The 24,163-nt window shown below is 63.7% G+C and carries 25 protein-coding genes and 1 pseudogene; 13 read left to right on the top strand and 13 right to left on the bottom strand.

Annotated elements, in window-relative coordinates; translation table 11 throughout:
* Nucleotides 1–13: 13 nt before the first annotated feature.
* The 3 genes from der to ACWPVA_RS03350 all read right to left on the bottom strand — a co-directional run bounded on the left by der (nucleotide 14) and on the right by ACWPVA_RS03350 (nucleotide 2,849).
* Entirely contained in the window at nucleotides 14–1,441 is a 1,428-nt protein-coding gene (gene der, locus ACWPVA_RS03360; protein WP_454286323.1) for a ribosome biogenesis GTPase Der, read from the bottom strand.
* A gap of 38 nt (nucleotides 1,442–1,479) precedes the next feature.
* Nucleotides 1,480–2,151 (bottom strand): tetratricopeptide repeat protein, encoded by a 672-nt coding sequence (locus tag ACWPVA_RS03355; RefSeq protein ID WP_454286322.1) that lies wholly within the window; start codon nucleotides 2,149–2,151, stop codon nucleotides 1,480–1,482.
* Between the two features lie 119 nt (nucleotides 2,152–2,270).
* Entirely contained in the window at nucleotides 2,271–2,849 is a 579-nt protein-coding gene (locus ACWPVA_RS03350; protein ID WP_454286321.1) for an NnrU family protein, read from the bottom strand.
* A 126-nt stretch (nucleotides 2,850–2,975) separates the two neighbouring features.
* Between ACWPVA_RS03350 and ACWPVA_RS03345 the strand changes: the two genes are divergently transcribed.
* On the top strand, nucleotides 2,976–3,971 hold the full coding sequence (locus ACWPVA_RS03345; RefSeq protein ID WP_454286320.1) for a polysaccharide deacetylase: 996 nt from the start codon (nucleotides 2,976–2,978) through the stop codon (nucleotides 3,969–3,971).
* A gap of 376 nt (nucleotides 3,972–4,347) precedes the next feature.
* Here the strand turns inward: ACWPVA_RS03345 and bacA are convergent, their stop codons facing one another.
* Together bacA and ACWPVA_RS03335 are read right to left on the bottom strand one after the other, a co-directional pair.
* On the bottom strand, nucleotides 4,348–5,610 hold the full coding sequence (gene bacA / locus ACWPVA_RS03340; protein ID WP_454286319.1) for a bacteroid development protein BacA: 1,263 nt from the start codon (nucleotides 5,608–5,610) through the stop codon (nucleotides 4,348–4,350).
* 168 nt (nucleotides 5,611–5,778) lie between these two features.
* Complete coding sequence (locus ACWPVA_RS03335; protein WP_454286318.1) at nucleotides 5,779–6,948, bottom strand: YbfB/YjiJ family MFS transporter; 1,170 nt, start codon at nucleotides 6,946–6,948, stop codon at nucleotides 5,779–5,781.
* A 182-nt stretch (nucleotides 6,949–7,130) separates the two neighbouring features.
* Here ACWPVA_RS03335 and ACWPVA_RS03330 point away from each other — a divergent pair, with 182 nt between their 5' ends.
* A complete protein-coding gene (locus ACWPVA_RS03330) occupies nucleotides 7,131–7,361 on the top strand; it encodes a hypothetical protein (protein ID WP_454286317.1) in 231 nt (76 codons plus the stop codon).
* A 24-nt stretch (nucleotides 7,362–7,385) separates the two neighbouring features.
* Here the strand turns inward: ACWPVA_RS03330 and ACWPVA_RS03325 are convergent.
* The 4 genes and pseudogenes from ACWPVA_RS03325 to ACWPVA_RS03310 form a co-directional block, all read right to left on the bottom strand.
* Nucleotides 7,386–7,613: pseudogene (locus ACWPVA_RS03325) on the bottom strand (type II toxin-antitoxin system RelE/ParE family toxin); the annotation flags it as partial.
* A gap of 86 nt (nucleotides 7,614–7,699) precedes the next feature.
* Nucleotides 7,700–7,963, bottom strand: coding sequence for a CopG family ribbon-helix-helix protein (locus tag ACWPVA_RS03320; protein WP_454286316.1), 264 nt, complete (start codon nucleotides 7,961–7,963; stop codon nucleotides 7,700–7,702).
* A gap of 78 nt (nucleotides 7,964–8,041) precedes the next feature.
* Nucleotides 8,042–8,791 (bottom strand): type I methionyl aminopeptidase, encoded by a 750-nt coding sequence (gene map, locus ACWPVA_RS03315; protein WP_454286315.1) that lies wholly within the window; start codon nucleotides 8,789–8,791, stop codon nucleotides 8,042–8,044.
* Nucleotides 8,792–8,845: 54 nt separating this feature from the next.
* Nucleotides 8,846–9,892 (bottom strand): LLM class flavin-dependent oxidoreductase, encoded by a 1,047-nt coding sequence (locus ACWPVA_RS03310; RefSeq protein WP_454286314.1) that lies wholly within the window; start codon nucleotides 9,890–9,892, stop codon nucleotides 8,846–8,848.
* Between the two features lie 467 nt (nucleotides 9,893–10,359).
* Between ACWPVA_RS03310 and ACWPVA_RS03305 the strand changes: the two genes are divergently transcribed.
* From ACWPVA_RS03305 to ACWPVA_RS03280, 6 genes are all read left to right on the top strand, one after another.
* Nucleotides 10,360–11,133, top strand: a complete 774-nt coding sequence (locus ACWPVA_RS03305) for a 3-hydroxybutyrate dehydrogenase (RefSeq protein WP_454286313.1) — start codon at nucleotides 10,360–10,362, stop codon at nucleotides 11,131–11,133.
* Between the two features lie 32 nt (nucleotides 11,134–11,165).
* On the top strand, nucleotides 11,166–12,662 hold the full coding sequence (xdhA, locus tag ACWPVA_RS03300) for a xanthine dehydrogenase small subunit (RefSeq protein WP_454286312.1): 1,497 nt from the start codon (nucleotides 11,166–11,168) through the stop codon (nucleotides 12,660–12,662).
* A complete protein-coding gene (gene xdhB, locus ACWPVA_RS03295) occupies nucleotides 12,655–14,991 on the top strand; it encodes a xanthine dehydrogenase molybdopterin binding subunit (protein ID WP_454286311.1) in 2,337 nt (778 codons plus the stop codon). The genes xdhA and xdhB overlap by 8 nt, the downstream gene beginning before the upstream one ends.
* A gap of 442 nt (nucleotides 14,992–15,433) precedes the next feature.
* Nucleotides 15,434–16,225 (top strand): xanthine dehydrogenase accessory protein XdhC, encoded by a 792-nt coding sequence (gene xdhC / locus ACWPVA_RS03290; RefSeq protein ID WP_454286310.1) that lies wholly within the window; start codon nucleotides 15,434–15,436, stop codon nucleotides 16,223–16,225.
* A gap of 70 nt (nucleotides 16,226–16,295) precedes the next feature.
* Entirely contained in the window at nucleotides 16,296–16,556 is a 261-nt protein-coding gene (locus ACWPVA_RS03285; protein ID WP_454286309.1) for a CopG family ribbon-helix-helix protein, read from the top strand.
* On the top strand, nucleotides 16,553–16,861 hold the full coding sequence (locus ACWPVA_RS03280; protein WP_454286308.1) for a type II toxin-antitoxin system RelE/ParE family toxin: 309 nt from the start codon (nucleotides 16,553–16,555) through the stop codon (nucleotides 16,859–16,861). The genes ACWPVA_RS03285 and ACWPVA_RS03280 overlap by 4 nt, the downstream gene beginning before the upstream one ends.
* A gap of 72 nt (nucleotides 16,862–16,933) precedes the next feature.
* On the opposite strand, the gene ACWPVA_RS03275 is transcribed toward ACWPVA_RS03280, so the two are convergent.
* On the bottom strand, nucleotides 16,934–17,176 hold the full coding sequence (locus tag ACWPVA_RS03275) for a hypothetical protein (RefSeq protein WP_454286307.1): 243 nt from the start codon (nucleotides 17,174–17,176) through the stop codon (nucleotides 16,934–16,936).
* A gap of 109 nt (nucleotides 17,177–17,285) precedes the next feature.
* Between ACWPVA_RS03275 and ACWPVA_RS03270 the strand changes: the two genes are divergently transcribed.
* The 5 genes from ACWPVA_RS03270 to ACWPVA_RS03250 all read left to right on the top strand — a co-directional run bounded on the left by ACWPVA_RS03270 (nucleotide 17,286) and on the right by ACWPVA_RS03250 (nucleotide 22,523).
* The gene (locus ACWPVA_RS03270) at nucleotides 17,286–18,203 is read left to right on the top strand and encodes a LysR substrate-binding domain-containing protein (RefSeq protein WP_454286306.1); all 918 of its coding nucleotides are present in this window, start codon (nucleotides 17,286–17,288) and stop codon (nucleotides 18,201–18,203) included.
* A 120-nt stretch (nucleotides 18,204–18,323) separates the two neighbouring features.
* Entirely contained in the window at nucleotides 18,324–19,559 is a 1,236-nt protein-coding gene (gene puuD / locus ACWPVA_RS03265; protein ID WP_454286305.1) for a urate hydroxylase PuuD, read from the top strand.
* A complete protein-coding gene (gene guaD, locus ACWPVA_RS03260; RefSeq protein WP_454286304.1) occupies nucleotides 19,556–20,863 on the top strand; it encodes a guanine deaminase in 1,308 nt (435 codons plus the stop codon). Before puuD ends, guaD begins: the two co-directional genes overlap by 4 nt.
* Before the next feature lie 29 nt (nucleotides 20,864–20,892).
* Nucleotides 20,893–21,333, top strand: coding sequence for a potassium channel family protein (locus ACWPVA_RS03255; RefSeq protein ID WP_454286303.1), 441 nt, complete (start codon nucleotides 20,893–20,895; stop codon nucleotides 21,331–21,333).
* Between the two features lie 38 nt (nucleotides 21,334–21,371).
* Nucleotides 21,372–22,523 (top strand): alpha-hydroxy acid oxidase, encoded by a 1,152-nt coding sequence (locus ACWPVA_RS03250; RefSeq protein WP_454286302.1) that lies wholly within the window; start codon nucleotides 21,372–21,374, stop codon nucleotides 22,521–22,523.
* A 44-nt stretch (nucleotides 22,524–22,567) separates the two neighbouring features.
* On the opposite strand, the gene ACWPVA_RS03245 is transcribed toward ACWPVA_RS03250, so the two are convergent.
* From ACWPVA_RS03245 to ACWPVA_RS03235, 3 genes are read right to left on the bottom strand one after another with little or no spacing between them, the layout of a single operon-like run.
* Nucleotides 22,568–23,308 (bottom strand): metallophosphoesterase family protein, encoded by a 741-nt coding sequence (locus ACWPVA_RS03245; protein ID WP_454286301.1) that lies wholly within the window; start codon nucleotides 23,306–23,308, stop codon nucleotides 22,568–22,570.
* Nucleotides 23,308–23,664: a hydroxyisourate hydrolase gene (uraH, locus tag ACWPVA_RS03240; protein WP_454286300.1), complete on the bottom strand. Its 357-nt coding sequence runs from the start codon at nucleotides 23,662–23,664 to the stop codon at nucleotides 23,308–23,310. The genes ACWPVA_RS03245 and uraH overlap by 1 nt, the downstream gene beginning before the upstream one ends.
* Nucleotides 23,661–24,161, bottom strand: a complete 501-nt coding sequence (locus ACWPVA_RS03235) for an ureidoglycolate lyase (protein ID WP_454286299.1) — start codon at nucleotides 24,159–24,161, stop codon at nucleotides 23,661–23,663. The genes uraH and ACWPVA_RS03235 overlap by 4 nt, the downstream gene beginning before the upstream one ends.
* Between the last annotated feature and the right edge of the window lie 2 nt (nucleotides 24,162–24,163).

The following is a 24,163-nucleotide window of genomic DNA, read 5'->3' as shown; positions in this document are numbered from 1 at the left end:
GGCAAAAAACGCGTCAGCGCTTCTTGCGACGGTTCTCGAACGGGTTTTCCGCCGCCTTGAAGTGGATACGGATCGGCACGCCCGGCATATCGAAATCGGCGCGCAGGCCGTTCGTCAGATAACGCACATAGCTCTCCGGCAGCGCATCGGCGCGCGTGCACGAAATCATGAAGGCCGGCGGGCGCGCCTTCACCTGGGTCATGTACTTGAGCTTGATGCGCCGGCCCGACACGGCCGGTGGCGGATGCTGGACCTGGGTATGTTCGAGCCAGCGGTTGAGCTTGGCGGTCGAAATGCGCTTGTTCCAGATGCGGTCGGTATCGATGATCGCCTGCATCAGCTTGTCGAGGCCATAGCCGGTCTGCCCCGCCATCGGCACCGCGCGGATGCCGCGCGCCTGCGGCAGCAGTCTGTCGGTCTTTTCGCGCAGTTCGGCGAGCACCGCCTGCGTGTCCTCGACCAGATCCCATTTATTGAAGGCAATCACCGCGGCGCGGCCTTCGCGCAGCACCAGATCGACGATCTGCAGATCCTGTTTTTCGAACGGAATGGTGGCATCGAAGACAATCACGACGATCTCGGCAAAGCGGATCGCGCGCAGCGCATCGGCAACCGAGAGCTTTTCCAGCTTCTCCTGCACGCGCGCCTTGCGGCGCATGCCTGCGGTGTCGAACATCTTGATGGTACGGCCGCGCCAGTCCCATTCGACCGAAATCGAATCGCGCGTAATGCCGGCCTCCGGGCCGGTCAAAAGCCTGTCCTCACCGAGGAAGCGGTTGATCAGCGTCGACTTGCCGGCATTCGGGCGGCCAACGATAGCGACGCGCAGCGGCCTGGTCTCGTCGTATTCGGGTTCGATCTCCTCGCCGGCCTCGCCGCCGACTTCGTCGGCCGAAACCCGAACGTCCGTTTCCGCCTCATCGACCTCCTCCGGAAAAGCCGTCTCCTCGCCGATCGCCGCAACAATGGCATCGCGCAGGTCGATCATGCCCTGGCCGTGCTCGGCCGAGATCGGCACCGGCTCGCCGAGCCCCAGCGTGAAGGCATCGTAGAAACCGCCGTCGGACCCCTTGGCCTCGGACTTGTTGGCAACCAGCACCACCGGCTTGCCACTGCGACGCAAAAGTTCGCCGAAGGTCTTGTCGAGCGGGGTAAGGCCCGCCTTGGCATCGACGACGAAAAGCGTCAGGTCGGCCTCATCGATCGCCAACTCGGTCTGGGCGCGCATGCGACCCTCGAGCGTATCGGGTCCGGTCTCCTCGAGACCAGCGGTATCGATGATGGTGAAACGCAGGTCGATCAGCTTGGCGTCGCCCGGGCGACGGTCACGGGTAACACCCGGCGTATCGTCGACAAGCGCCAGCTTCTTGCCCACCAAGCGGTTGAACAAGGTGGACTTGCCGACATTCGGACGCCCGACGATGGCGACGGTAAAGCTCATGACTGGTCGTGTCCTTCCGGCGTTTCCGCCTTGTCGACTTACGGCGCCTTGCCGGAAGCCTTGATATTGTCGAGCATCATCTGCGACCGGCTGGCGACATTGCGCGGAGCCTCGACATCCTCGACGATCTGCGTGAACCACTCGCGCGCCTTGGCCATGTCGCCGGCCCTGTAGGCCGAAAGGCCAAGCGCCTCGCGCGCCGAGTGTCGCATCGCATCGCGCGGTGTCGCCATTGTTTCGACCTCGGCCGAGACCTGTTCATAGGTGCCGGCGTCGATCAGCAGCCAAGCCGCCCGCATCCGGGCGACGTCGCGGATGACGGCCGGAACGGAGGTGTCCTTGCCGATTGCCGAGAATGCGACGATCGCAGCGGTCGGGTCGCCCTTTTCCGCCTCGACCGTGGCAGAACGCATGCGCGCCAGCACGGAATAGGCGCCATAGCCATCCGCCTCCAGCGCGGCGAGCGCGGCCTTCGCCTCGTCCGCCTTGCCTTCGTTCGCGAGAGTCAGAGCCTCAAGAAACCTGTCGCCGGCATCCGACGACTGCCTTTCGTCCCAGTATTCGTAACCGCGATAGCCCGCGGTGCCGACCACGATCAAAATGGCAAGAGCGATGATAATACGGCCGTAGTTCTTCCAGGCACTGCGGAACTGGTCGGAGCGCAGCTCCTCATTGACTTCGCGGATAAAGCTGTCGTTGTTGTCAACCATGAATGCTCCCGGACCGGCCGGCCTTTCGATGCGTCTTGATACGTGAGCGGCCTTCTAACCGATTTTTCCGCACTTGTAAGCGGAAAACGGCAGATAGGCCGGTTGGCGGGCATGATGCCTCACATGGGAAGCGGTGCAACGCCGAACAGCAGCAGGTGCAGCTTCCAGACGAACAGGCCGTAGACGACGGCGCCGAGCAGAACGGCAATGAAGTCCCACTTGGCTGATACGAATGGACGCAGAGTAACCTCACCGGCGCGCTGGCGGCGTTTCAGCGCGATGCGCATGATCACGCCCCAGGCGAGGAAGGAGCCGAACAGCAGAACCGAAGCGAGATCGCCGTTGGATAGAAGGTGCGCAAGCGCCCAGATCTTCACCGACAGCACCATCGGGTGCTTTGCCTTGGTGGCGATATGACCGGCCGGCAGCAAGCCCGCGACGAGACTTATCATGGCGAACAGCATCAGCGTCAGCGTCAGATGCGTCATGCCAGTGGGCGGAAACCACAAGTTGACAACGGGCGCCTGCTGCCAGCCCAGGACCAACACGACGAGCGAGACGATGCCGGCGAGGCCATGCACGCCCTTCCAGCCGTTCTCACCGAGCTTTTGTACCATGGCGTGACGGAAACCGGGCGCCACGATGCGGATCATGTGCGTGCCGAGAAAGAGAATGATCCCAAGGATCAGGACTGTCATCGTTTAAACCCCAATTGAACTTTCGTATCCATGGCATAAAGGTCCCGGACCGGAAATTCCAGCCTGTTCAAAGCTTCGCCGCATTTGGCTGACAGAAAGCCGCCTTGATTTTTTCCAGGTTTTTCGATGTCCCGTCTTGTTCTTGCCGCTTGTCTCTGCGCCCTGCTCGCCCAGCCCGCCGTGGCCGAACCGGAATCGCCACAACCGGCGGCCCGGCCGAAGCAGCTCCTGCTGATTTCCTTCGACGGGGCCCATGACAACGCCCTGTGGGTGAAGAGCCGCGACATCGCCAGGCGCGCCAACGCCCATTTCACCTACTTTCTCTCCTGTACGACACTCATCCCGCGCGGCGAATCAAAGGGCTACAAGGCGCCGGGCATGAAGGCCGGCAGGTCGAATATCGGTTTCGCGCCGACGGTCGAGGACGTCGCCGCCCGGCTCGACCACGTCTGGAACGCCCGCCAGGAAGGCCACGAAATCGCCAGCCATGCCTGTGGCCATTTCGACGGCAAGGACTGGAGCAAGGCCGATTGGCTCTCGGAATTCGCCACCTTCCGCAGCGTTGTCATCGATGCGTGGAAGGCGAACGGTTTGGCCGACAAGGAGCCCGAGGGCTGGGCGACCTTTGCCCGCACCGGCATTCGCGGCTTCCGCGCCCCCTATCTTTCGGCGCCGGACAGTCTGTTCGAGGCGCAAAAGGAATTCGGCTTTGCCTATGATGCAAGCCTCGTCACCAAGGGGGCGATGCTGCCCGACGAGGACGGCTCGCTCATCCGCTTCGGTCTACCGCTGATCCCGGAAGGACCGCAGAGCCGCAACATCATTGGCATGGATTATAATCTCTTCGTCCGCCATTCCGCGGGCATGGACAATCCTTCGCGCTCCGACGAGTTCGAAGCCCGCACCTACACGGCCTTCAAGGCCGCCTTCGACAAGGAGTACGAAGGCGAGCGTATCCCGCTGCAACTGGGCTTCCATTTCGTCGAGATGAACGCAGGCGCCTATTGGCGGGCAATGGAACGGCTGGTGACCGATGTCTGCCGACGCGAGGACGTCGCCTGTGTCAGTTATTCCGCAGCGATCGACCTTCTGGCGCAGCAACCCGTAAGCCCGCGCTCGTGATTTTGCCGGCGGGGAAGATTTTTCCTTGCTTTGCAGAATTTATTCCATTCGATCAGGTACATAGCGCCTTGGCCCGCATGCAATTGTCCCCGTCGATTGAGGCCGATCTATCCTGCAAGGGTCATCGGACGGGGCACCGGGTCGCGAACCGGCTTCTCCATCCTCTTCGAGGCTCGGTGCCGATGACGGTCGTGACGGCTTGGGTTTGGCGGAAACAACGATGACCCCGCAAGACCTCCAAGGCAGCCGGTACGATCGGGGCAGGCGGAAAGCCTGATACCAATCCCCAGTTTCAACCCCGCCTGCCCTCCTCCCGAAATGCAGAACCGCGCCGGATCGCTCCGGCGCGGCCAAAGGCGCGCGGTTCGCGTGCCGCTCACTCTCCGGGAGGCGTCTCGATATTGTGGATCAGGAATTCCTGGTCGATATCCGGCAGAGGCTCGTTGTGGATCGCAGCCTCAAAGGCGCGCAGGCGCTTGTAGACCGACATCAGCTCCACAATCGTTGTCCAGGAGTTCACCAGATACTGGAACGAGTTGCGCACCTGGTCGAAGACGTTGTTGATCTGGGTGAGCAGACCGAGCGTGAGCTTGCCCGCGACAATCGACGGAACCAGCACGATCAGGCTGAACAGATTGTCGGCCTGCAGGTAGAAGATGCGGGCAACGTTGAAATACATGTAGTGGAAATAGAGGCGGAAATAATTGCGCCTTACATTCTCGAACAGTTCCGCCACCGTCAGTGGCTTGGCGCGGTTCGGATCGTCCTCGCCATAGACCAGTTCCTTGCGATAGGAGGCCTCGACGCGCTGGTTGCGAAACTCCAGCCCCGGCAGCTTGATGCCGACAGCGGCAAGGAAGACGGTGCCGAACACCGACCAGAAGATCGCCGCCCAGACGAGCGCATGGGGGATATGACCGATCAGCGGCAACTCGGTAATGTCCGCTCCGAGCCTGAAAAGCACCGGCAGGAACGCGATCAGCGTCATGACCGAACTGACGAGATTGACCCCGAGCGCCTCGACCGTCGAGGAAAAACGCATGGTATCTTCCTGGACACGCTGCGAGGCGCCCTCGATGAAGCGCAGTTTCGGCCAATGGCTCATGTAATATTCGTTCATCGCCCAACGCCAGCGGAAGATCCAGTGGCTGACGAAGAAGCGGCTGAGCACGCCGACGGTAATCGCGACGAATGCGATGCCGGCAAAGCCGAGCATGCCGAGGTAAAGATCCGCCGCCGTCACCGATCCGGCCTCCGACAGGGCCTTCTGGATCATATCGTAGAACGGGCCATACCAGGCATTGATGGCGACCGAGACCTGGACCGAGAAGTAGGTGGTAAAGATGATCAGAGCGCTGCCGAGAACCGACCACATCTGCCAGCGGTGCGGGCTGACCAGGAACCAGAAGGCGGCAAAAAGCAGGACGACGACCGTGTAGTAGATGTAGAACCACAGGAAGGGCGTCGACCAGAAGACCGAGACGCCGATTGGCGCCTCCTGTCCCTCGGCAAGCGGCGGCAGGCCGATCAGGGCACCCCAATCGCTCCCATATGAATACCAGAGCAGGATCGCGACCAGTGACCAGAGTGCGGCGGATGCGAAAAACTGGCGCGGTTGAGGAAAATAAGATTTGAACACGGGGACAGCTGCTTTCTCGGCGGGGGGCGACGGAGGGCCTTCAGAAACCCGGTCTTTTGCGCGAAACTAGGGCAGAAAAAAGTGGCCAGCAATGCCATCAACCGATTGTGACGGAATTGGCCGCCGCCAATTCACAGTTTCACGTCGGCTCATGACAAACCTGTCAATTCACGGCAAACGGCGCAGCACCGGCAGGACCAGTGCGGACGAGACCAGAAGCACCGCAGCGGCGACCAGGCTCGGCGCAGAGAAACTCCCCGTCCGCTCCGCAAGCCAGCCGGCGACAAGCGGGCCGAGGATCTGGCCGATGCCGAAGGCGGCGGTCATGAAGGCGAGCGCCCGGCGCTGGCTGGCTGGGGAAAGCGCCCGTCCGAGCCGCAACCCGTAGGCGGTGATGATCATGAAGGTCGCCCCCAGCAGCGCCCCGCCGACAAGCGGCGCGGCCGGCAATGGCAGCGCAACGGAGGCGAGCACGCCGATAGCCTCGATCAGCAGCCCGGCCAGATAGGCGCCGCCAAGGCCGATCCTCAGCATCACCGGGCGCCACAGGAAGAGCGAGGCGGCAGCCGCAAGGCCGGTGACGAACCAGGTGAGGAATTCCACCATCGTGCCCGTATTGCCCATACGGGCCATTGTGACGATGAAGGTCGCAGTCACCACATAGCCGAAGCCGAACAGGCCGTAGGAGAGCGTCGTCAGGATGATCGCCGGGCTCCAGACGATCGGCGGCTCGCGCGGGACCTGCGAGGAGTGGAAGGGGGAGCGCGGCAAGAGCCGGGCCACGACGATGAAGACAGCGAACGCAATCGCCGCGCCCGCCAGCCAGTCCGCCCGCCAGCCGAACCCGGAAAGCCCGACCAGCGTGACCATCAGCGACGAGGCGGCAATGCCGAGGCCCACCCCGGCAAAATGCGCCGACTGCACCGCCTCGCTGCCGGCCCGCGCAGCGTGGCCGAGCACGATCGAGGTTATGAAGATCATGGCCAGTGCGCTCGCGACGCCGGAGAGAAAACGCAGCACAATGAAGGCGGCAACCGAATCGGCAACGCCCATGCCAGCGAGAAGAACGGCGGTCAGAAAAAGCGCCGCAAGTCCAATCAGGCGTTCGCGTCCGGCAGCCCAGCCAAAGGCACCGCCGACAGCGCCGACGAGATAGCCGGTGAAATTGGCCGCTGCGATCACCCCGGCCTCGGTCGAGGATAACCCGAGATCGACAATCATGCCGGGCAGGATCGGCGTGAGGGAGAACCGGCCGAAGCCCATGGCCGACGCCATGGCGAGAGCGCCGGCGATAGCGGTGAACGGGAGAAGGCGGCGGTCGGTCGAGGCTGTCGTCATGGCTGCGCTTATCGCATTGCGGGAAACCGCCCACAAACCACAAATAATGATCACCGACGTAACCGGTTGAGATCGATTTCCCTATCCGGCGGGACATCTTGAACGGCTGGCTCACAAACCTTCAGCTTGCCCCGGCGGCAAAAATCGCTAGTGGAGGAGCAACAAATTCAAGGAGTGCCCCCATGAGCGATCTCACCCTGAGCCAGGCCATCGACAACATCTACACCTCGATCAACAACGACAACGAGGAGATCGACCTCCACATTGCGGCACTGAAGTCGGCGATGGCGCGCGAGGGCGTCAAGGAAGCGGTGTTCGAGACGGCCAAGCTCGCCCAGTCCAACCGCCAGGGCCGCAAGATCATGCAGTCCTACTTCAAGAAGAAGGGCGTCGCCGTCGCCTTCTCCGTCTGAGATCGGACGGCTGGCGCTCTTTGGTCAGGGCGCCTCGAAATCGAAGTCGTCCTCGAGCGGAATGCCGGGCGGCCTTTGTTGGCCATGGCGAATGGCGAGGATGACGACGACGCCGGATCGGATTTCGTAGTCGACCAGATAGGCACCCATGACGAATCGAAGCACGCCGGGCACCGGTATGTCGTCCGACCGCCTTCCCATGCGGGGAAAGTGCGACAGGTGCTCCTTGAGTTGCTTCAGACTGTCGGTGAATTGGCGTGCCGCCTACGGACTGCGGGCCTGGAGATAGCGCGCCTCGGATACGAGGTAGTTCCTGGCCTCTGCAGAGAGCAGCACCTTCAAGCGGCGGCTCCCTCGGTGATCGACTCCACCTCTTCGAGCACCTCATCCAGATCGTGGACCTCGCCGGCATCGACCGCCTGGCGCGCCCTTGCCAGTTCGAGGACTTCCCGCCCCTCGCCGGCAAGATAGGATTTCAGCGCCCGCACGATCACCCAGCTGCGGCTTCGCTCGCAGGTCCGTGCCACGTCCTCGATCTCCGACAGCACGTCCACCGGCAGGCGAATCGCGATCGGATCGGACAGCTCGCGCTTGATGGACATCGATTTTTACCTCCATTTGTAATACAAACTACCCCTGAACGGGGTGGAGGTCAAATTCTGGCAGAGAGCCTCGTGGCGTCAGTCGACGAGCGTCAGGATGATCGGGCCGTTCCTGGTGACGACAATGGTGTGCTCGAACTGCACGGTCGGCGCCTTCGGGTCGCTGTAGAGCGTCCAGGGATCGTCGCCGTCCTCGGCCCACAGGCCGCCGAGCGACAGGAAGGGTTCGATGGTGAAGACCAGCCCCTCCTCCATGATTCGCGTCTCGTCCGGGTCGGGCCAGGTGGACAGCTCCTTCGGCTCCTCATGCAGCGAATGGCCGATGCCGTGGCTCGCCAGGTTCTGGATCAGCGTATAGCGGTTCTTCCTGGCGAAGGCCCCGATCGCATTGCCGATATTGACCATCGGCTGGCCGGTGCGCACCTGGTTGAGGCCGACCCACAGCGCCCGCTTGCCGTCGCGGCAGAGCTTTTCGATCTTCGGCTTGGCCGGCGGCACGATGAAGGAAGAGCCGGTATCGCCGAACAAGCCGTTCTTCACCCCCGACACGTCGATGTTGACGAGATCGCCGGCCAAAATCTTGCGGTCGCCGGGAATGCCGTGGGCGATTTCCTCATTGACGCTGATGCAGGTGGCGCCCGGGAATTCATAGCAGAATTCCGGCGCCGACTGGGCGCCCGCATCTTCCAGCACCTTTCGGCCGATCTGGTCGAGTTCGCGGGTGGTGATGCCCGGTTCCAGCGCAGCCGCCATGATCTTAACCGCGCTTGCGCAGATCCGGCCGATGTCTTTCAGGCCGTTGAGGTCGTCTTCGCTGGAAACAATCATTGTTCGTCATCCGGGCTTTGCGCCCGCTCTTTGTAACCTTGGGATGGCGGGTGCTTACGCCCCCGCTTCCGACGGGGTCAACGCCTTTCTGACCAGCGGCGCGACTTTTGTGCCGTAGAGCTCGATGCCGCGCATGATGTCGCGGTGCGGCATCGGGCCGATCGCCATCTGCAAGAGGAAGCGGTCATTGCGGAAGATCTTGTGGTTGGCGACGATCTTTTCCGCCACGGTTTCCGGATCGCCGACGAAGAGCGCGCCGCCGGGACCCCGCGACGCGTCGAAATGGCCGCGATTGGTCGGCCCCCAGCCGCGCTCGCGGCCGATACGGTTCATCACGGTCGCTTGCGGCTCGTAGAAGATATCGGCGGCGCTCTCGTTGGTATCGTGGATGAAGCCGTGCACGTTGATCGATGTCTTCAATGCCTTCGGATCAACGCCGGCCTTGGCGCCGCTCTGGCGGTAGAGATCGAACAGCGGGGCAAAGCGGTGCGGCTCGCCGCCGATGATCGCGAGCGCCAGCGGCAGGCCGAGATAGCCGGCACGCGCCGCCGACTGCGGCGTGCCGCCTATCGCGATCCAGAGCGGAAGCGGATCCTGCAAGGGTCGCGGATAGACACCGCGCCCGGCGATGGGCTTGCGGGTCTGACCTTCCCAGGTCACCATTTCGTTCTCGCGGATCTCCATCAGTAGCTGCAGCTTTTCGGCAAACAGCAGGTCGTAGTCCTCAAGCTCATAGCCGAACAGCGGAAAGCTCTCGATGAAGGAGCCGCGCCCGGCCATGATCTCGACCCGGCCGTTCGACAGCAGATCGACGGTCGCATATTGCTGGAACACGCGCACAGGATCCTCGGAGGAGAGCACGGTTACGGCGCTCGACAGCCGGATGTTCTTGGTCTTCACCGCCGCTGCGGCGAGAATGGTCGCCGGCGAAGACGCCATGTAGTCGGGGCGGTGATGTTCGCCCAGCCCGAACACGTCAAGCCCCACGGCGTCGGCAAGCCGGATTTCCTCGAGCAGGTCATCGAGACGGCGCTTCGCCTCCGCGCCCTTGTTGGCCGCGTTCGGATCGACATCCGCGAAAGTGTATAGGCCGAGTTCCATCTGTTTCTTCCTGTTGCGCTTTTGAAACAGATAGCTGCGCACCGCCCCGCCGGCAAACCGCATTTGCCGCACACAGCGTTCACCGCCTGCACGTTGGTGCCGGCGATGTCGCTGTTCTCAATAGCTTGGCACGACAAACGCAATCATTTTGGCAGTCGGGCACGAGGCTGCGCGAAACGCTGGCAGGAGACCGGCCCGGAGCGTCTGGCCGAGGCGTGACGGGGAGCGCCACCCGTCGACTTGATTCGGACTCTGAATCGCAAGCTTTGCGGCCAAGCGGCTGTCGCGATTTATCTTTTCCCGGGCAATCTGGCGCCGTCCCATTCTCCCGGCGACCGCTCTGGCCACCACAAAGTTGGGGCTGCAAGCATCAAAAAGTCAATTGCCAGCCCAAGCGATTTGCGCATAACCTTCGCGATCCACTGCGGCGCAGCACAATATTGCAGGCTTTCGGGAGAATTCGAGACATGAACAGAACCGTCGTCGTCACCGGATCGACCAGCGGCATCGGCTTGGCCATTGCGCGGGCATTCGCCGCCCATGGCGACAACGTCGTCATCAATGGCTTTGGCGATGCAGGCGAGATCGAGGCAATCCGCCAGAGCCTCGAGGTGGTCGGCGGCCGGGCGATCTACCATGGCGCCGACATGTCGAAGCCGTCCGAGATCGACGACCTGATGGCGACTGCCGCGCATGAATTCGGCATGGTCGATGTGCTGGTCAACAATGCCGGCATTCAGCATGTCTCCCCGGTCGAGGACTTCCCGCCGGAGAAATGGGACCAGATCATCGCCATCAATCTGTCCAGCTCCTTCCATACCATTCGCGCAGCCGTCCCCGCGATGAAGCAAAAGAAGGCGGGCCGCATCATCAATGTCGCCTCGGCCCACGGCCTGATCGCCTCCCCCTTCAAATCGGCCTATGTCGCCGCCAAGCACGGCATCATGGGACTGACCAAGAGCGTGGCGCTGGAGCTTGCCGAATTCGGCGTGACGGTGAACGCCATCTGCCCGGGCTATGTGCTGACGCCCTTGGTCGAAAAGCAGATCCCCGACACGGCCAAGGCACGCGGCATTTCCGAGGCTGAGGTGAAATCCGACGTGATGCTGAAGTTCCAGCCGACCAAGGAATTCGTCGCCGTCGAGGAAGTGGCGGCGGTCGCGATCTTTCTCGCCAGCGACGCGGCGCGCCAGATCACCGGCACGCATATCTCGATAGACGGCGGCTGGACCGCGCAATAACATCGGCCGATGGGCCAACGAGAAAACAAAGCATGAGTGATTGCATCCGTTTCATCCTGAACGGCGAGGATGTCGCCCTCACCGACTTCGAGCCGACCGAGACGCTGCTCGACTTTCTCAGGCTGAAGCACCGGCTGACCGGCACGAAGGAAGGCTGCGCCGAGGGCGACTGTGGCGCCTGCACGGTTCTCGTCGGCCGACTCGACGGCGGGCGGCTCACATATGAGACCGTCAATGCCTGCATCCGCTTCTTAGGCTCCCTGAACGGTACCCATGTGGTGACCGTCGAGCATTTGGCCGCCGAGAACGGCATGCTCCATCCGGTGCAGCAGGCCATGGTCGACTGTCACGGCGCGCAATGCGGCTTCTGCACGCCGGGTTTCGTCATGTCGCTCTACGGCCTCTGGCTTTCCAACGACAATCCGTCGCGCGCCGAGATCGAACGGGCGCTGCAGGGCAATCTCTGTCGCTGCACCGGCTACGAACCGATCGTCAAGGCCGCCGAACAGGTCTCGCGCACCCGCCCGAGCGCGCTGTTCGACCCGCTGGAGCGCGAGCGGGCCAACATCATGGCGCGGCTGTGGAACCTGCAGGGCGGCGACACCATCACCGTGGTCAGGAACGACCGCCGGCTGATCGTGCCGGGCTCTGTCGCGGCCCTGGCCGACCTGCTGGCGCAACAGCCCGATGCCACCATCGTTGCCGGCGCGACCGATGTCGGGCTCTGGGTCACCAAGCAGATGCGCGACCTCAACCCGGTGATCTTCATCAACCACCTGACCGACCTGCAGGCGATAGCGATGGACGACCGCGCCATCACCCTCGGTGCCGGCGTCAGCTATTCCCGCGCCTTCGAGACGCTCAAGGCCGAAATCCCGGCGCTCGGCAGGCTGATCGAGCGCATCGGCGGCCAGCAGGTCCGCAACATGGGCACGATCGGCGGCAACATCGCCAACGGCTCGCCGATCGGCGACATGCCGCCGGCCCTGATCGCGCTTGGCGCATCCGTCCGGCTGCGCTCGGCGTCAGGCGGCCGCGAACTGCCGCTCGAGGACTTCTTCATCGACTACGGCAAGCAGGACCGCCGGCCGGGCGAATTCGTCGAGAGCATCCGCGTGCCCCGCCCCGAGGCCGGCAGCCACTATGCCGTCCACAAGATCTCCAAGCGGCGCGACGAAGACATCTCGGCGCTGTGCGGCGCCTTCCATCTGGCGCTTGGCGAGGACGGCACGGTTTCCCACATCCGCATCGCTTTCGGCGGCATGGCCGCCACCCCGAAGCGGGCCTGCGCAGTGGAAGCTGCTCTGTTCGGCAAGCCGTGGAGCGAGGCGACGATCGCGGGCGCCCGCGATGCCTTCGATCAGGACTACAAGCCGCTCACCGACTGGCGCGCCACCGCCGAATATCGCCAGCTGACCGCAAAGAACTTGCTGACCCGCTTCTTCCTCGAAACGACGGGCGCCCCGCAGGAACTCAAGCGCTTTGCGGCGGAGAAGGTAGCCCCGCACGGAGGCCTTCCCCATGCATAAGCCGACCTTCGAGACCTACAAACTGATCAACGGCCCGATGCACCAGTCGCTGCGCCATGATTCGGCGCACAAGCATGTCGCCGGAAGTGCCGAATATATCGACGATATTCCCGAACCGGCCGGCCTCCTGCACGGCGCGCTCGGCATGTCCGACCGGGCGCATGCCGAGATCCTCTCGGTCGACCTGTCCGCGGTGAAGACCTATCCCGGCGTCGTTTGCGTCTTGACGGTCAAGGACGTGCCGGGCGTCAACGACGTGTCCTCCGGCAGCCGCCATGACGAGCCGCTGCTGGCCGAAGACAAGGTCGAGTTCCACGGCCAGCCGGTCTTTGCCGTGATCGCCGAAACCCGCGACGCCGCCCGCCGCGCCGCGCGGCTGGCCAAGATCGAATACCGCGACCTGCCCTTCTGGACGGATGTCGATGCGGCGCTTGAAAACGACGCGCCGCTCGTCACCCCCGGCATGGTACTCAAACGCGGCGAGCCGGAGGCCGAACTCGACAACGCCGAGCAACGCCTCAAGGGCACGATGCGGATCGGCGGGCAGGAGCACTTCTATCTCGAAAGCCACATCGCGCTCGCCATTCCCGGCGAGGACGACGAGGTGGCAGTCTGGTCCTCCACCCAGCATCCTTCGGAAATCCAGCATATCGTCGGCCATGTGCTCGACATTCCGAGCCACGCGATCACCGTCAACGTGCGGCGCATGGGCGGCGGCTTCGGCGGCAAGGAGACGCAGGGCAACCAGTTTGCCGCCCTGGCAGCCCTCGCCGCCAAGAAGCTCAACCGGGCGATCAAGTTCCGCCCGGACCGCGACGAGGACATGGCGCTGACCGGCAAGCGCCACGACTTCCGCATGGACTTCGACGTTGCCTTCAACGGCGACGGCCGCATCCACGCGATGACCGCCAATTTCGCTGCGCGCTGCGGCTATTCGGCCGATCTGTCCGGCCCGGTCACCGACCGCGCCCTCTTTCACGCGGATTCGAGCTATTTCTACCCGCATGTGAAGCTGACCTCGCAACCCTTGAAGACCCATACGGTTTCCAACACCGCGTTTCGCGGCTTCGGCGGCCCGCAGGGCATGCTCGGCGGCGAGCGCATCATTGAGGAGATCGCCTACCAGCTGGGCAAGGATCCGCTCGCGATCCGCAAGGCGAATTTTTACGGCGATGTCGGCTCCGGCCGCAATGTCACGCCCTATCACCAGACGATCGAGGACAATGTGATTGCCCGCGTGGTCGAGGAACTGGAGACCTCGTGCGACTACCAGGCGCGGCGCCGGGCGATCATCGAATTCAACAGGACGAGCCCGATCATCAAGAAGGGCATCGCGCTCACCCCGGTGAAGTTCGGCATCTCGTTTACCATGACCGCCTTCAACCAGGCCGGCGCGCTCGTGCACGTCTACCAGGACGGCTCGATCCACCTCAACCACGGCGGCACCGAAATGGGCCAGGGCCTTTACACCAAGGTCGCCCAGGTCATCGCCGAGTGCTTCCAGGTCGATGTCGAGCGCGTCAAGATCACCGCGACCACCACCGGCAAGGTGCCCAACACCTCGGCGACCGCCGCCTCCTCCGGCACCGATCTCAACGGCATGGCCGCCTATGATGCCGCCCGGCAGATCAAGGAACGCCTCGTCGCCTTCGCCGTCGAGCATTTCCAGGTTCCGCCCGATGAAGTCGAGTTTCTGCCGAACCGGGTGCGGGTCGGATCGAAGGAAATCCCCTTCCCCGACTTTGTCCGACAGGCCTATTTCGCCCGCGTCCAGCTTTCCGCCGCCGGCTTCTACAAGACTCCGAAAATCCACTGGGACCGCGCCGCCGGCCGCGGCACGCCCTTCTACTATTTCGCCTATGGCGCCGCCTGTTCGGAAGTGTCGATCGACACGCTGACCGGCGAATATCTGATGGATCGCACCGACATCCTGCACGACGTCGGAAAATCGCTCAATCCGGCGATCGACATCGGCCAGATCGAGGGCGGCTTCGTCCAGGGCATGGGCTGGCTGACGACCGAAGAACTGTGGTGGGACGGCAAGGGAAGGCTTCGCACCCATGCACCGTCGACCTACAAGATCCCGCTCGCCTCCGATCGGCCAAAAATCTTCAATACCCGGCTGGCCGAATGGTCTGAAAATGCCGAGCCGACGATCGGCCGCTCCAAGGCCGTCGGCGAGCCGCCGCTGATGCTGGCGATCTCGGTGCTGGAAGCGCTTTCCATGGCCGTCGCCTCGGTCGCCGACTACCGCCATTGCCCCCACCTCGACGCGCCCGCCACGCCGGAGCGCGTGCTGATGGCCGTCGAGCGGCTGAAAGGGATGTGATGGCAACGATGGCGGACCTCTTCTCCCCGACGGGGAGAAGCTGGCGCGCAGCGCCGGATGAGGGGGGCGCGAGCCACCACAAGCTATCCCGCCAGTTCGTCATTGCACCGCGCTGTCTCGGCACGTCTCCCCTTGGGGGACAAGAGAACGCCCCTTCGTCAACTGCGCACACGATCAGCCCCCTCTGGCCTGCCGGCCATCTCCCCCACAAGGGGGGAGACAACCCGGGGCATCGTTTCCGCCCCCATAGAGCGTTCGAAACACGGCCCCTGGGCGCAATCAGCCGCCTATCCATCTTTATCGCCAATACCCGGCCTGGTGTCATATTTGGAGTTCCTGAAGACGCGGGTACTTCTTCGACCTGCAAGGCGGGCGGGACGCCACCGCTGGTCCTCTCCCCCCTTGTGGGGAAGATGGCCCGCAGGCCAGAGGGGGCGCTGCAATGACGGCCCTCCCCGCCTTCCTCACCGCCCATCCCGACGACGTGCTCGTCGAAGTCGCCGAGGCCAAGGGCTCGACGCCGCGCGAGGCGGGTGCCTTCATGGTGGTCGCGCCCGACGCGCTGTTCGGCACGATCGGCGGCGGGCAGCTGGAATTTCTCGCCATCGACCATGCCCGCACGCTGCTGGCCAGCGGCGAGCCAAACTCGTCCCTCGACGTGCCGCTTGGGCCCGAGATCGGCCAGTGCTGCGGCGGGCGCACCCGGCTCGTCTTTACCCGCCTCGACGCAGCTTCGCAGCAGGCGCTGATCGAGCGGCAGGCAAAGCTGGAGACCGCCTATCCCGACGTATTCCTCTTCGGCGCCGGCCATGTCGGGCAGGCGCTGGCGATCGCCCTTGCCCCCCTGCCCCTCACCGTTACGCTGGTCGAGACGCGCGACCTTGCCGACAACGGCTTGCCGCAAAGCGTCGCGTTGCGCCGCGTCGCGGTGCCGGAAGCCGAGGTGGCCATGATCCGGCCGGGCGGCGCGGCCGTCATCCTCACCCACGACCATGCCCTCGATTTCCTGATCGCTCAGCATGCACTGGCGCGTCCCGATCTCGCCTATGTCGGTATGATCGGCTCGGCCACCAAGCGCGCCACCTTTGCCCGCTGGCTGGACCGCGAGGGCGGCGATCCGTCCATGCTCGACAGGCTCGTCCTGCCGATCGGCGGCAGCACGCTGCGCGACAAGCGCCCCCCGGTGATCGCCGCCCTGGTCGCGGCCGAACTGCTGACCGTGCTGCTCGGCTGACGGACGCCGCGCCGCTGGCAACGGAGACCCGATTGCACTATTCTGCCGCAACCCGGACCAGGAGCCTGACATGTCCGCCGACAAGATCATGACCATCCATGTGAGCGCCGAAGTCGAGACCAAGCTCTTGCGTCTCGCCGAGCGCACCAGCCGCAGCAAGGAGCATCTGGCGACGGAGGCCGTCTCGGCCTTTGTCGAGCAGGAGCAGCGGACCATCGACAATATCGAGAAGGGACTGCGTGACGTGGCAGCTGGCCATGTCGTCGACCATGACGCCGCCATGGCGGAACTCCACGCCGTGATCGATGCCGCCGAGGCGCGCCAGTCGTGACACGACCCGTCCGGTGGTCACGCGCAGCCCTGGACGATCTCAAAGAGCAAATAGCCTTTATCGCAATCAACAATCCCGAGGCAGCCAGGAAGGTCGCGGCGAGGATCAACGAGACCGCACTCGCGCTTGGAGAGAGGGCTGTCGGCAGGCCCGGACGCGTCTCCGGGACCTCGGAGAAACGCGTGGTCGGCCTGCCCTATGTGATGGCCTATAACGTCAGTGACAGAGGCGACGGAGAGATCATCTACATCCTGCGGGTCATCCACACCGCGCGCGACTGGCCGAACGAGCGGTGGCCCACCTAAATCACCGCATGAAGCGGCGGAATCAGTTCGTCAGCTTGCCGGCGCATCGTCTTGATCCGGCAAGGCAATCCCTCAGAGCGGGCCGGAGCGCAGCCAGTCGCCGTGGCGCCTGGGGTCGGAGAAATAGGCCTCCGTGCGGTTCCGCGACGGGCCGCCGTCGAGAAGGCCGAGATCCTTCTTCACGTCCGGCGGCAGATCCTCGGTGGGAATGCGCTCTGGGCGGAACAGCCGCTCGAGGAAGCGGCGCAACGGCCGGAACGTGCCTCCGGGAGTCGTGCGCACCGGAGCCCACCAGCGTTTTGTCGCTTGCAACATCTTCGTCTCCTCTCCATGGGCAAAAATCACCGGATGGACCAAGAGATGAGCCGGATTGCCGCCGGTTTCCAATTCGAATACAGTAGGCATGCATCAAGAGAGCTTATCCATGAAACTGTCGAGACAGTTCCCGCTCAATGCCCTGCGCGTCTTCGAGGCGGCGGCCCGGCATATGAGCTTCACCAAGGCCGCCGAGGAGCTGGGCATGACCCAGACGGCGGTGAGCTATCAGGTCAAGCTGCTGGAGGACAATATCGGCGAGCCGCTGTTTCTCAGGAAGCCGCGCCAGATAGCGCTGACGGAAACGGCCGAGCGCATGCTGCCGAAGGTGACGGATGCCTTCGCCGTCCTGCGCGAAGCGATCGCCACCGCGCGTCAGGATGCCGACGAGATCCTCGAAATCCACTCCACGCCGACATTCGCCTCCCACTGGCTGGCCCGGCATCTCGGGACCTTCCAGCTCGCCCATCCCAATATTGCAGTCCGGCTGCTTCGCGGCTCCGTGCTGACCGACTTCAACCGGGAAAGCGCCGACCTCGCCATCCGCATCGGCCGGGGTCCGTGGCCCGGCCTCGCGGTCCACCCTCTCCTTCGGCTGAGCTATTCGCCGATCCTGAGCCCCAGGCTGGCCGAGAGCATCGGCGGCATGAAGGAGCCGGCCGATTTGCTGAAGCTGCCGTGGATCACCGACGACGACGGACGCTGGACCCGCTGGTTCACGCTGGCGGGCCTCGATGCCGCGGAGCACACCGCACGGACGTTCGACGCAGGCGGCGTGCTCGATCTTGAAACCGGAGCCGCGATGGCCAGTCATGGCGTCGCCATGCTGAGCCCTTTCTTCCTTCAGGACGAACTGGCGTCCGGGCGGCTCATACAGCCGTTCGAACTCAACTGGCTGGACGACAACAGCTATTGGCTGGTCTATCCGGAAAGCCGGCGCAACCTGCCCAAGATACGCAAATTCCGCGAATGGCTGGAGGCCACACTGGCACCGGAACGAGCCGCCATGGGCCTTGAAGCGCAATAGCGCGCGCGGACCTCAATCAAAGAAATTCTCTGGATTGGCCCGCGATCCGACCTGCGGGGCTTCCCTTGCCGCTGATAATTTCCGAGACTGAAAGGCCGGGGGGAAGAAAGGGAACTTCTGATGTACGAATACGCCATTGCCTGGGAATGGCTCTCCTTTGCCGTGCGCTGGCTGCACGTCATCACCGCGATCGCCTGGATCGGCTCGTCCTTCTATTTCATCGCGCTCGATCTCGGCCTGGTGAAGCGCGACCATCTGCCGGTCGGCGCCTATGGCGAGGAATGGCAGGTGCATGGCGGCGGTTTCTACCACATCCAGAAATATCTCGTCGCGCCCGCGACCATGCCGGAGCAACTGACCTGGTTCAAATGGGAAAGCTATGTCACCTGGCTGTCGGGCTTTGCCATGCTCGCCGTTGTCTATTACGGCGGGGCCGACCTCTTCCTGATCGACCGGCACGTGCTCGACCTCAGCCAATGGCAGGCGATCGCTCTCTCCGTCGCCTCGCTCGCCGTCGGCTGGGTGATATACGATCAGCTGTGCAAGTCGCCGCTCGGCAAGAATATCTGGGTGCTGATGGGCGTGCTCTATGTCGCGCTGATCGCCATGGCCTGGGGCTATACCCAGGTTTTCACCGGCCGGGCCGCCTTCCTGCATCTCGGCGCGTTTACCGCCACCATCATGTCGGCCAACGTCTTCCTGATCATCATCCCGAACCAGAAGATCGTCGTCGCCGACCTGATCGCCGGGCGCACGCCCGACCCGAAATACGGTGTGATCGCCAAGCAGCGCTCGCTGCACAACAACTACCTGACGCTGCCCGTCATCTTCTTCATGCTGTCGAACCATTATCCGCTGGCCTTCGGCACGGCCTATAACTGGGTGATCGCGGCGCTCGTCTTCCTCATGGGCGTCACGATCCGCCACTGGTTCAACACCACCCATGCCCGCAAGGGCCGCCCGACCTGGACCTGGCTTGCGACCCTGTTGATCTTCATCGCCATCATGTGGCTCTCGACCGTTCAGAAGGCCCCGGTCGAGGAAGAGGTTTCGGTCGCGCCGGTCCACCTGCGCTTCGTCGAGAACGCCCATTACGAGGCGGCCCGCGACGTCGTGATGTCGCGCTGTTCGATGTGCCATGCCGCCGAGCCCGTCTGGGAGGGCATCGTGCGTCCGCCGAAGGACGTGAAGCTGGAGACCGATGCCGAGATCGCCGCCCATGCGCGCGAAATCTACATCCAGGCTGGCCGCAGCCATGCCATGCCGCCGGGCAACATCACCGAAGTCTCGACCGAAGAGCGCGCCTTGCTGGTCGCCTGGTTCGAGAGCGCGGTATCGGGAAGCAATCAGCCATGAGCGCCACCCTCTATCGCGGCCGAACGCTGAGCTTCACCCGCGCGCCGGAACACATCGACGATACCGGCAGCTATCGCTACGAGAGCGACGGCGCGCTGCTGGTCGAGGACGGACGTATCCTCGCCATGGGCGACTTTGCTACCGTTAGCGCCGCCGCGCCGGATGGAACAGTCGTGCACGACCATCGCCCGCACCTGATCCTGCCCGGCCTGATCGACACCCATGTGCATTTCCCGCAGATGCAGGTGATCGCTTCTTACGCGGCCAACCTGCTCGAATGGCTCAATACCTACACCTTCCCGGAGGAGTGCCGCTTCGTCGAAAGCGCCCATGCGGACCGCATCGCCAAGGCCTTCTTCGACGAGTTCTTCCGCAACGGCACGACGACTGCCGTCGCCTACTGCTCGGTGCACAAGGCCTCGGTCGACGCCTATTTCGCCGAGAGCTTGCGCCGCGGCAGCCTGATGATCGGCGGCAAGGTGTTGATGGACCGCAACGCGCCGCAGGGCCTGCTCGACACGCCGGAGACCGGCTATGACGAGACGCGCCAGGTGATCGCCGACTGGCATGGGCGCGGCCGCAACCACGTCGCCATCACCCCGCGCTTCGCCATCACCTCGACGCCACAGCAGATGGAGCGTGTGCGGGCGCTGGCCGAGGAATTCCCCGACCTGCACATCCAGACGCATCTGTCGGAGAACCACGACGAGATTCGCTATACCTGCGAGCTTTTTCCCGACGCCAAGGACTACACCGACATCTACGCACACTATGGCCTATTGGGGCGCAAGAGCCTGTTCGGCCATGCGATCCACCTGTCGGACCGCGAGGCGGATGCCATGGGCGAGGCAGGCGCGGTCGCCGTCCATTGCCCGACCTCCAACCTCTTCCTCGGCTCCGGCCTCTTCCCCCTGCGCAAATACCAGCGGCGCGACAGGAAGCTCCGCATCGCCGTCGCCACCGACATCGGCGGCGGATCGAGCTATTCCATGCTGAAGACCATGGACGAGGCCTACAAGATCCAGCAATTGCTCGGCGAGCGCCTCAATCCGCTGGAGAGCTTTCACATGATGACGCTCGGCAATGCCGAGGCGCTGTCGCTCGAAGACCGTATCGGCACGCTGGAGCCCGGCACGGACGCCGATTTCGTCGTCTTGAACGCAGCCGCCACCCCGGCCATGGCGCTTCGGATGGAGACCGTCAAATCCCTTGCTGAGGAACTGTTTCTGCTGCAAACCTTGGGCGACGATCGGTCGGTCGTGGAAACCTATGTCGCCGGGCGGGCCGCGCGACCGGCCTCATGACACTCTAGCGGTACGGACTCGAACTCGTTTTGCTGCAGCTCTTCGCCAATCTCGCCCTCGGCCTACTGATGATTTCGATGATGGTCGTGATCCATACGTTTGGACTGATGGCGGTCACCCATGTGATGAGTCGGGTGACCGACGTGATCCGACTGCAGGGGCACCGCAGCCGCCTGCTGGCGATGAACACGGTGGTCATCGGTGTCTTTGCCGTCCTTAGCGCCGAAATCTGGCTCTGGGCGTTCTGCTACCTCTTGCTCGGCTCGTTCGAAGACCTCACGACCGCACTCTATTTCTCGGCGTCCACCTTCTCAACGGTGGGGTATGGCGACCTTGTTCCAGATCACGACTGGCGCGTGCTCGCCGCGATCGAAGGCGTGAGCGGCCTGCTGATGATTGGCTGGTCGACAGCCTATCTCGTGGCCGCGGGCATGCGTGTCGGCCCCTTCCGCCCCGGCGAACATTTCTGATGGCACTCTGTCGCCCAATTCCAAAGAGGTAATTCCCCGTGTCCCCCATTCTCGAGATCGCCGACCTGAAGCGGCTGGCCAAGCGTCGCGTACCGAAACTGTTCTTCGACTATGCCGACAGCGGCGCCTACACCGAAAGCACCTACCGCGCCAACGAGAGCGACTTCTCGAAGATCAAGCTGCGCCAGCGGGTGCTGGTTGACATGAGCGGCCGCTCGCTCGAAACCACCATGATCGGCGAGAAGGTCAAGATGCCGGTGGCGCTTGCGCCGACGGGGCTGACCGGCATGCAGCATGCCGACGGCGAGATGCTGGCGGCAAGAGCCGCAGAAGAGTTCGGCGTGCCGTTTACGCTCTCGACCATGAGCATATGCTCGATCGAGGACGTCGCCTCGGTCACCACGAAACCCTTCTGGTTCCAGCTCTACGTCATGCGCGACCGCGATTTCGTGCTGAACCTGATCGAGCGGGCCAAGGCGGCGAAATGCTCGGCCCTGGTGCTGACCGCCGACCTGCAGATCCTCGGCCAGCGCCACAAGGACCTGCGCAACGGGCTGTCCGCCCCGCCGAGGCTAACGCCCAAGCACCTCTTCCAGATGGCGACCCGCCCGCGCTGGTGCTGGAACATGCTGAAGACCGACAAGCGTACCTTCCGCAACATACAAGGCCACGCGAAAAGCGTCACCGACCTCGCCTCGCTCAACGCCTGGACGGTCGAGCAGTTCGACCCGCAGCTGTCGTGGAAGGACGTCGCGTGGATCAAGGAGCGCTGGGGCGGCAAGCTGATCATCAAGGGCATCCTCGACGTCGAGGATGCGAAAATGGCGGCCGAAACCGGCGCCGACGCGATCGTCGTCTCCAACCACGGCGGCCGCCAGCTCGACGGTGCCCATTCCTCGATCGCCATGCTGCCGCGGATCGTCGATGCGGTCGGCGACAGGATCGAGGTGCATCTCGACGGCGGCATCCGCTCAGGGCAGGACGTGCTGAAAGCCTTGGCGCTCGGCGCCAAGGGTACCTATATCGGCCGCCCTTTCCTCTATGGCCTCGGCGCCATGGGCAAGCCGGGCGTCACCAAGGCGCTGGAAATCATCGCCAAGGAAATGGACACGACCATGGCACTGTGCGGCAAACGCGGCATCGCGGAAATTGACGGCGACATCATCGCCGAGAACCCGTTCCAGGCTTGAACGCTGGAGTAGATGGAGGCGCGGTCAACTACGCCTTTGCGGCCTCAGGCGACCCAGCCGGTCGAAAGTGCGCTGATCCAGTCGGCCATGCCATGTGCCTTTGCCAGTTCGGCGGCGGCGATGTTGTCATAGCGCACCTGCCGGAACGCCGGCTGCCAGCCGCGCCCGGTCTTTTCCAGGACGGCGTAAGTGGCAAAAGGGGCTCCGGCCTGAGCCTTGTGGTAGAACGGCTTGACGTAATCGAAGCCCGGGCAGCCGACGCTGCCCGGATTGACGATCAGGCGCCCGTCTGAGAGCTGCACGGAGCGGGCGATATGGCTGTGGCCGCACAGCATCAGCGGCTGCTCGATGCCGTCAGCCAGCGCCTCGATCTCGTCAAGCGGCTTCAGGTGAAAGATGCCCTGCTCGCTCAGCGTTTCCATCCAATAGGTGCTGTCGTCCCGGGGTGTGGCGTGACAGAGATAGACCTCATTGCGATAGATTGCGCTGAAGGGTAGCGCGCGGATCCAGTCGAGCTGGGCTTCCGTGAGCTGCGCATAGGACGGCCGCTCCCAGTCGCCCATTTCCTCAAAGGGCCGGTCGACCAGCGCCCGGTCGTGATTGCCGCACACGGTCAGCGCATCGAGCGGCATCAGCAGCTCGGCGGTGAGCCCCGCCTCGAGCGGGCCGGAAAAGCAATCGCCGAGATTGACGATCTCGGTGATCCCCTGCCGGCGGATATCCTCGAGCACGGCCTCCAGCGCCAGGTGGTTGCCGTGCACATCGGCAATGGCGGCAAAGATCATCAGCTGCCCCGATAGGTCGAATAGCCGTAGGGCGAAAGCAGCAGCGGCACATGATAGTGCGCAGCCGTGTCGGAAATGCCGAAGCGGATCGGGATGACGTCGAGGAAGGGCGGCTCGGTCAAGGAAAGACCGCTCGCCTTCAGATAGTCTCCGGCATGGAACAACAGCTCGTACTGTCCGGCCTGAAAATCGGTATCCTTGAGCAGCGGCCCGCCGTCGATCCGTCCGTCGGCATTGGTGAAGACCGTGGTGATCAGTTCGGCCTCCTCCCCGTTCATCCGCATCAGCTGGATCTTCAGCCCCTCGGCGGGCCTGCCAAGCGCTGTATCGAGGACATGGGTGGTGAGACCGGTCATAGATGGGGCTCCAGAATGCGGTAAGGCGTTGCAAAGAAATGTTCTTCGAGATTGTTGCCCGGACCGTCGCGATCGACAACCAGAAAATCCGATACTGCACCGATTGCCATCAGTGGATGGTGCCAGACGTCGCGGCGATAGTTCACCCCCTGGTCGGGACGCGCCAGGAAAACACGCGGCCGGCCGGGCGCCCCTCCCTCGTCCGGCGACACGGCCACCAGGAACGACCGCCCCGACAGCGGCGAAAAGCTCTGGCTGCCGAAGGGATGGCGCTCCATCATGCCGATCTCGTAAGGAAAGTTGCGTGGCTGGCCGCGGAAGATGTTGACGATCACCCGTGCCCCTTCGCCCGCAGCCTCGGGCACAAACAGCGCGTGAAACCGCTCGGTCGTGCCGCCGTTGATGAGGCGCATGGTGGACGGATCGGTCTCGATCACCTCGCCGAAGGGGGCAAAGGCCTCGGCGGTGAGGGGCTGGATGGCGAGGAGATCGGTCAAGC

It is taken from the genome of Rhizobium arsenicireducens, from assembly GCF_964021225.1.
This window is presented reverse-complemented; position numbering and strand designations above follow the sequence as displayed.

Excerpts from the sequence above, each read along its gene's own strand:
- der (WP_454286323.1), bottom strand. The coding sequence starts at position 1,441 with ATGAGCTTTACCGTCGCCATCGTCGGGCGTCCGAATGTCGGCAAGTCC.
- ACWPVA_RS03355 (WP_454286322.1), bottom strand. The coding sequence starts at position 2,151 with ATGGTTGACAACAACGACAGCTTTATCCGCGAAGTCAATGAGGAGCTG.
- ACWPVA_RS03350 (WP_454286321.1), bottom strand. The coding sequence starts at position 2,849 with ATGACAGTCCTGATCCTTGGGATCATTCTCTTTCTCGGCACGCACATG.
- ACWPVA_RS03345 (WP_454286320.1), top strand. The coding sequence starts at position 2,976 with ATGTCCCGTCTTGTTCTTGCCGCTTGTCTCTGCGCCCTGCTCGCCCAG.
- ACWPVA_RS03335 (WP_454286318.1), bottom strand. The coding sequence starts at position 6,948 with ATGACGACAGCCTCGACCGACCGCCGCCTTCTCCCGTTCACCGCTATC.
- ACWPVA_RS03330 (WP_454286317.1), top strand. The coding sequence starts at position 7,131 with ATGAGCGATCTCACCCTGAGCCAGGCCATCGACAACATCTACACCTCG.
- ACWPVA_RS03320 (WP_454286316.1), bottom strand. The coding sequence starts at position 7,963 with ATGTCCATCAAGCGCGAGCTGTCCGATCCGATCGCGATTCGCCTGCCG.
- map (WP_454286315.1), bottom strand. The coding sequence starts at position 8,791 with ATGATTGTTTCCAGCGAAGACGACCTCAACGGCCTGAAAGACATCGGC.
- ACWPVA_RS03310 (WP_454286314.1), bottom strand. The coding sequence starts at position 9,892 with ATGGAACTCGGCCTATACACTTTCGCGGATGTCGATCCGAACGCGGCC.
- ACWPVA_RS03305 (WP_454286313.1), top strand. The coding sequence starts at position 10,360 with ATGAACAGAACCGTCGTCGTCACCGGATCGACCAGCGGCATCGGCTTG.
- xdhA (WP_454286312.1), top strand. The coding sequence starts at position 11,166 with ATGAGTGATTGCATCCGTTTCATCCTGAACGGCGAGGATGTCGCCCTC.
- xdhB (WP_454286311.1), top strand. The coding sequence starts at position 12,655 with ATGCATAAGCCGACCTTCGAGACCTACAAACTGATCAACGGCCCGATG.
- xdhC (WP_454286310.1), top strand. The coding sequence starts at position 15,434 with ATGACGGCCCTCCCCGCCTTCCTCACCGCCCATCCCGACGACGTGCTC.
- ACWPVA_RS03285 (WP_454286309.1), top strand. The coding sequence starts at position 16,296 with ATGTCCGCCGACAAGATCATGACCATCCATGTGAGCGCCGAAGTCGAG.
- ACWPVA_RS03275 (WP_454286307.1), bottom strand. The coding sequence starts at position 17,176 with ATGTTGCAAGCGACAAAACGCTGGTGGGCTCCGGTGCGCACGACTCCC.
- ACWPVA_RS03270 (WP_454286306.1), top strand. The coding sequence starts at position 17,286 with ATGAAACTGTCGAGACAGTTCCCGCTCAATGCCCTGCGCGTCTTCGAG.
- puuD (WP_454286305.1), top strand. The coding sequence starts at position 18,324 with ATGTACGAATACGCCATTGCCTGGGAATGGCTCTCCTTTGCCGTGCGC.
- guaD (WP_454286304.1), top strand. The coding sequence starts at position 19,556 with ATGAGCGCCACCCTCTATCGCGGCCGAACGCTGAGCTTCACCCGCGCG.
- ACWPVA_RS03245 (WP_454286301.1), bottom strand. The coding sequence starts at position 23,308 with ATGATCTTTGCCGCCATTGCCGATGTGCACGGCAACCACCTGGCGCTG.
- uraH (WP_454286300.1), bottom strand. The coding sequence starts at position 23,664 with ATGACCGGTCTCACCACCCATGTCCTCGATACAGCGCTTGGCAGGCCC.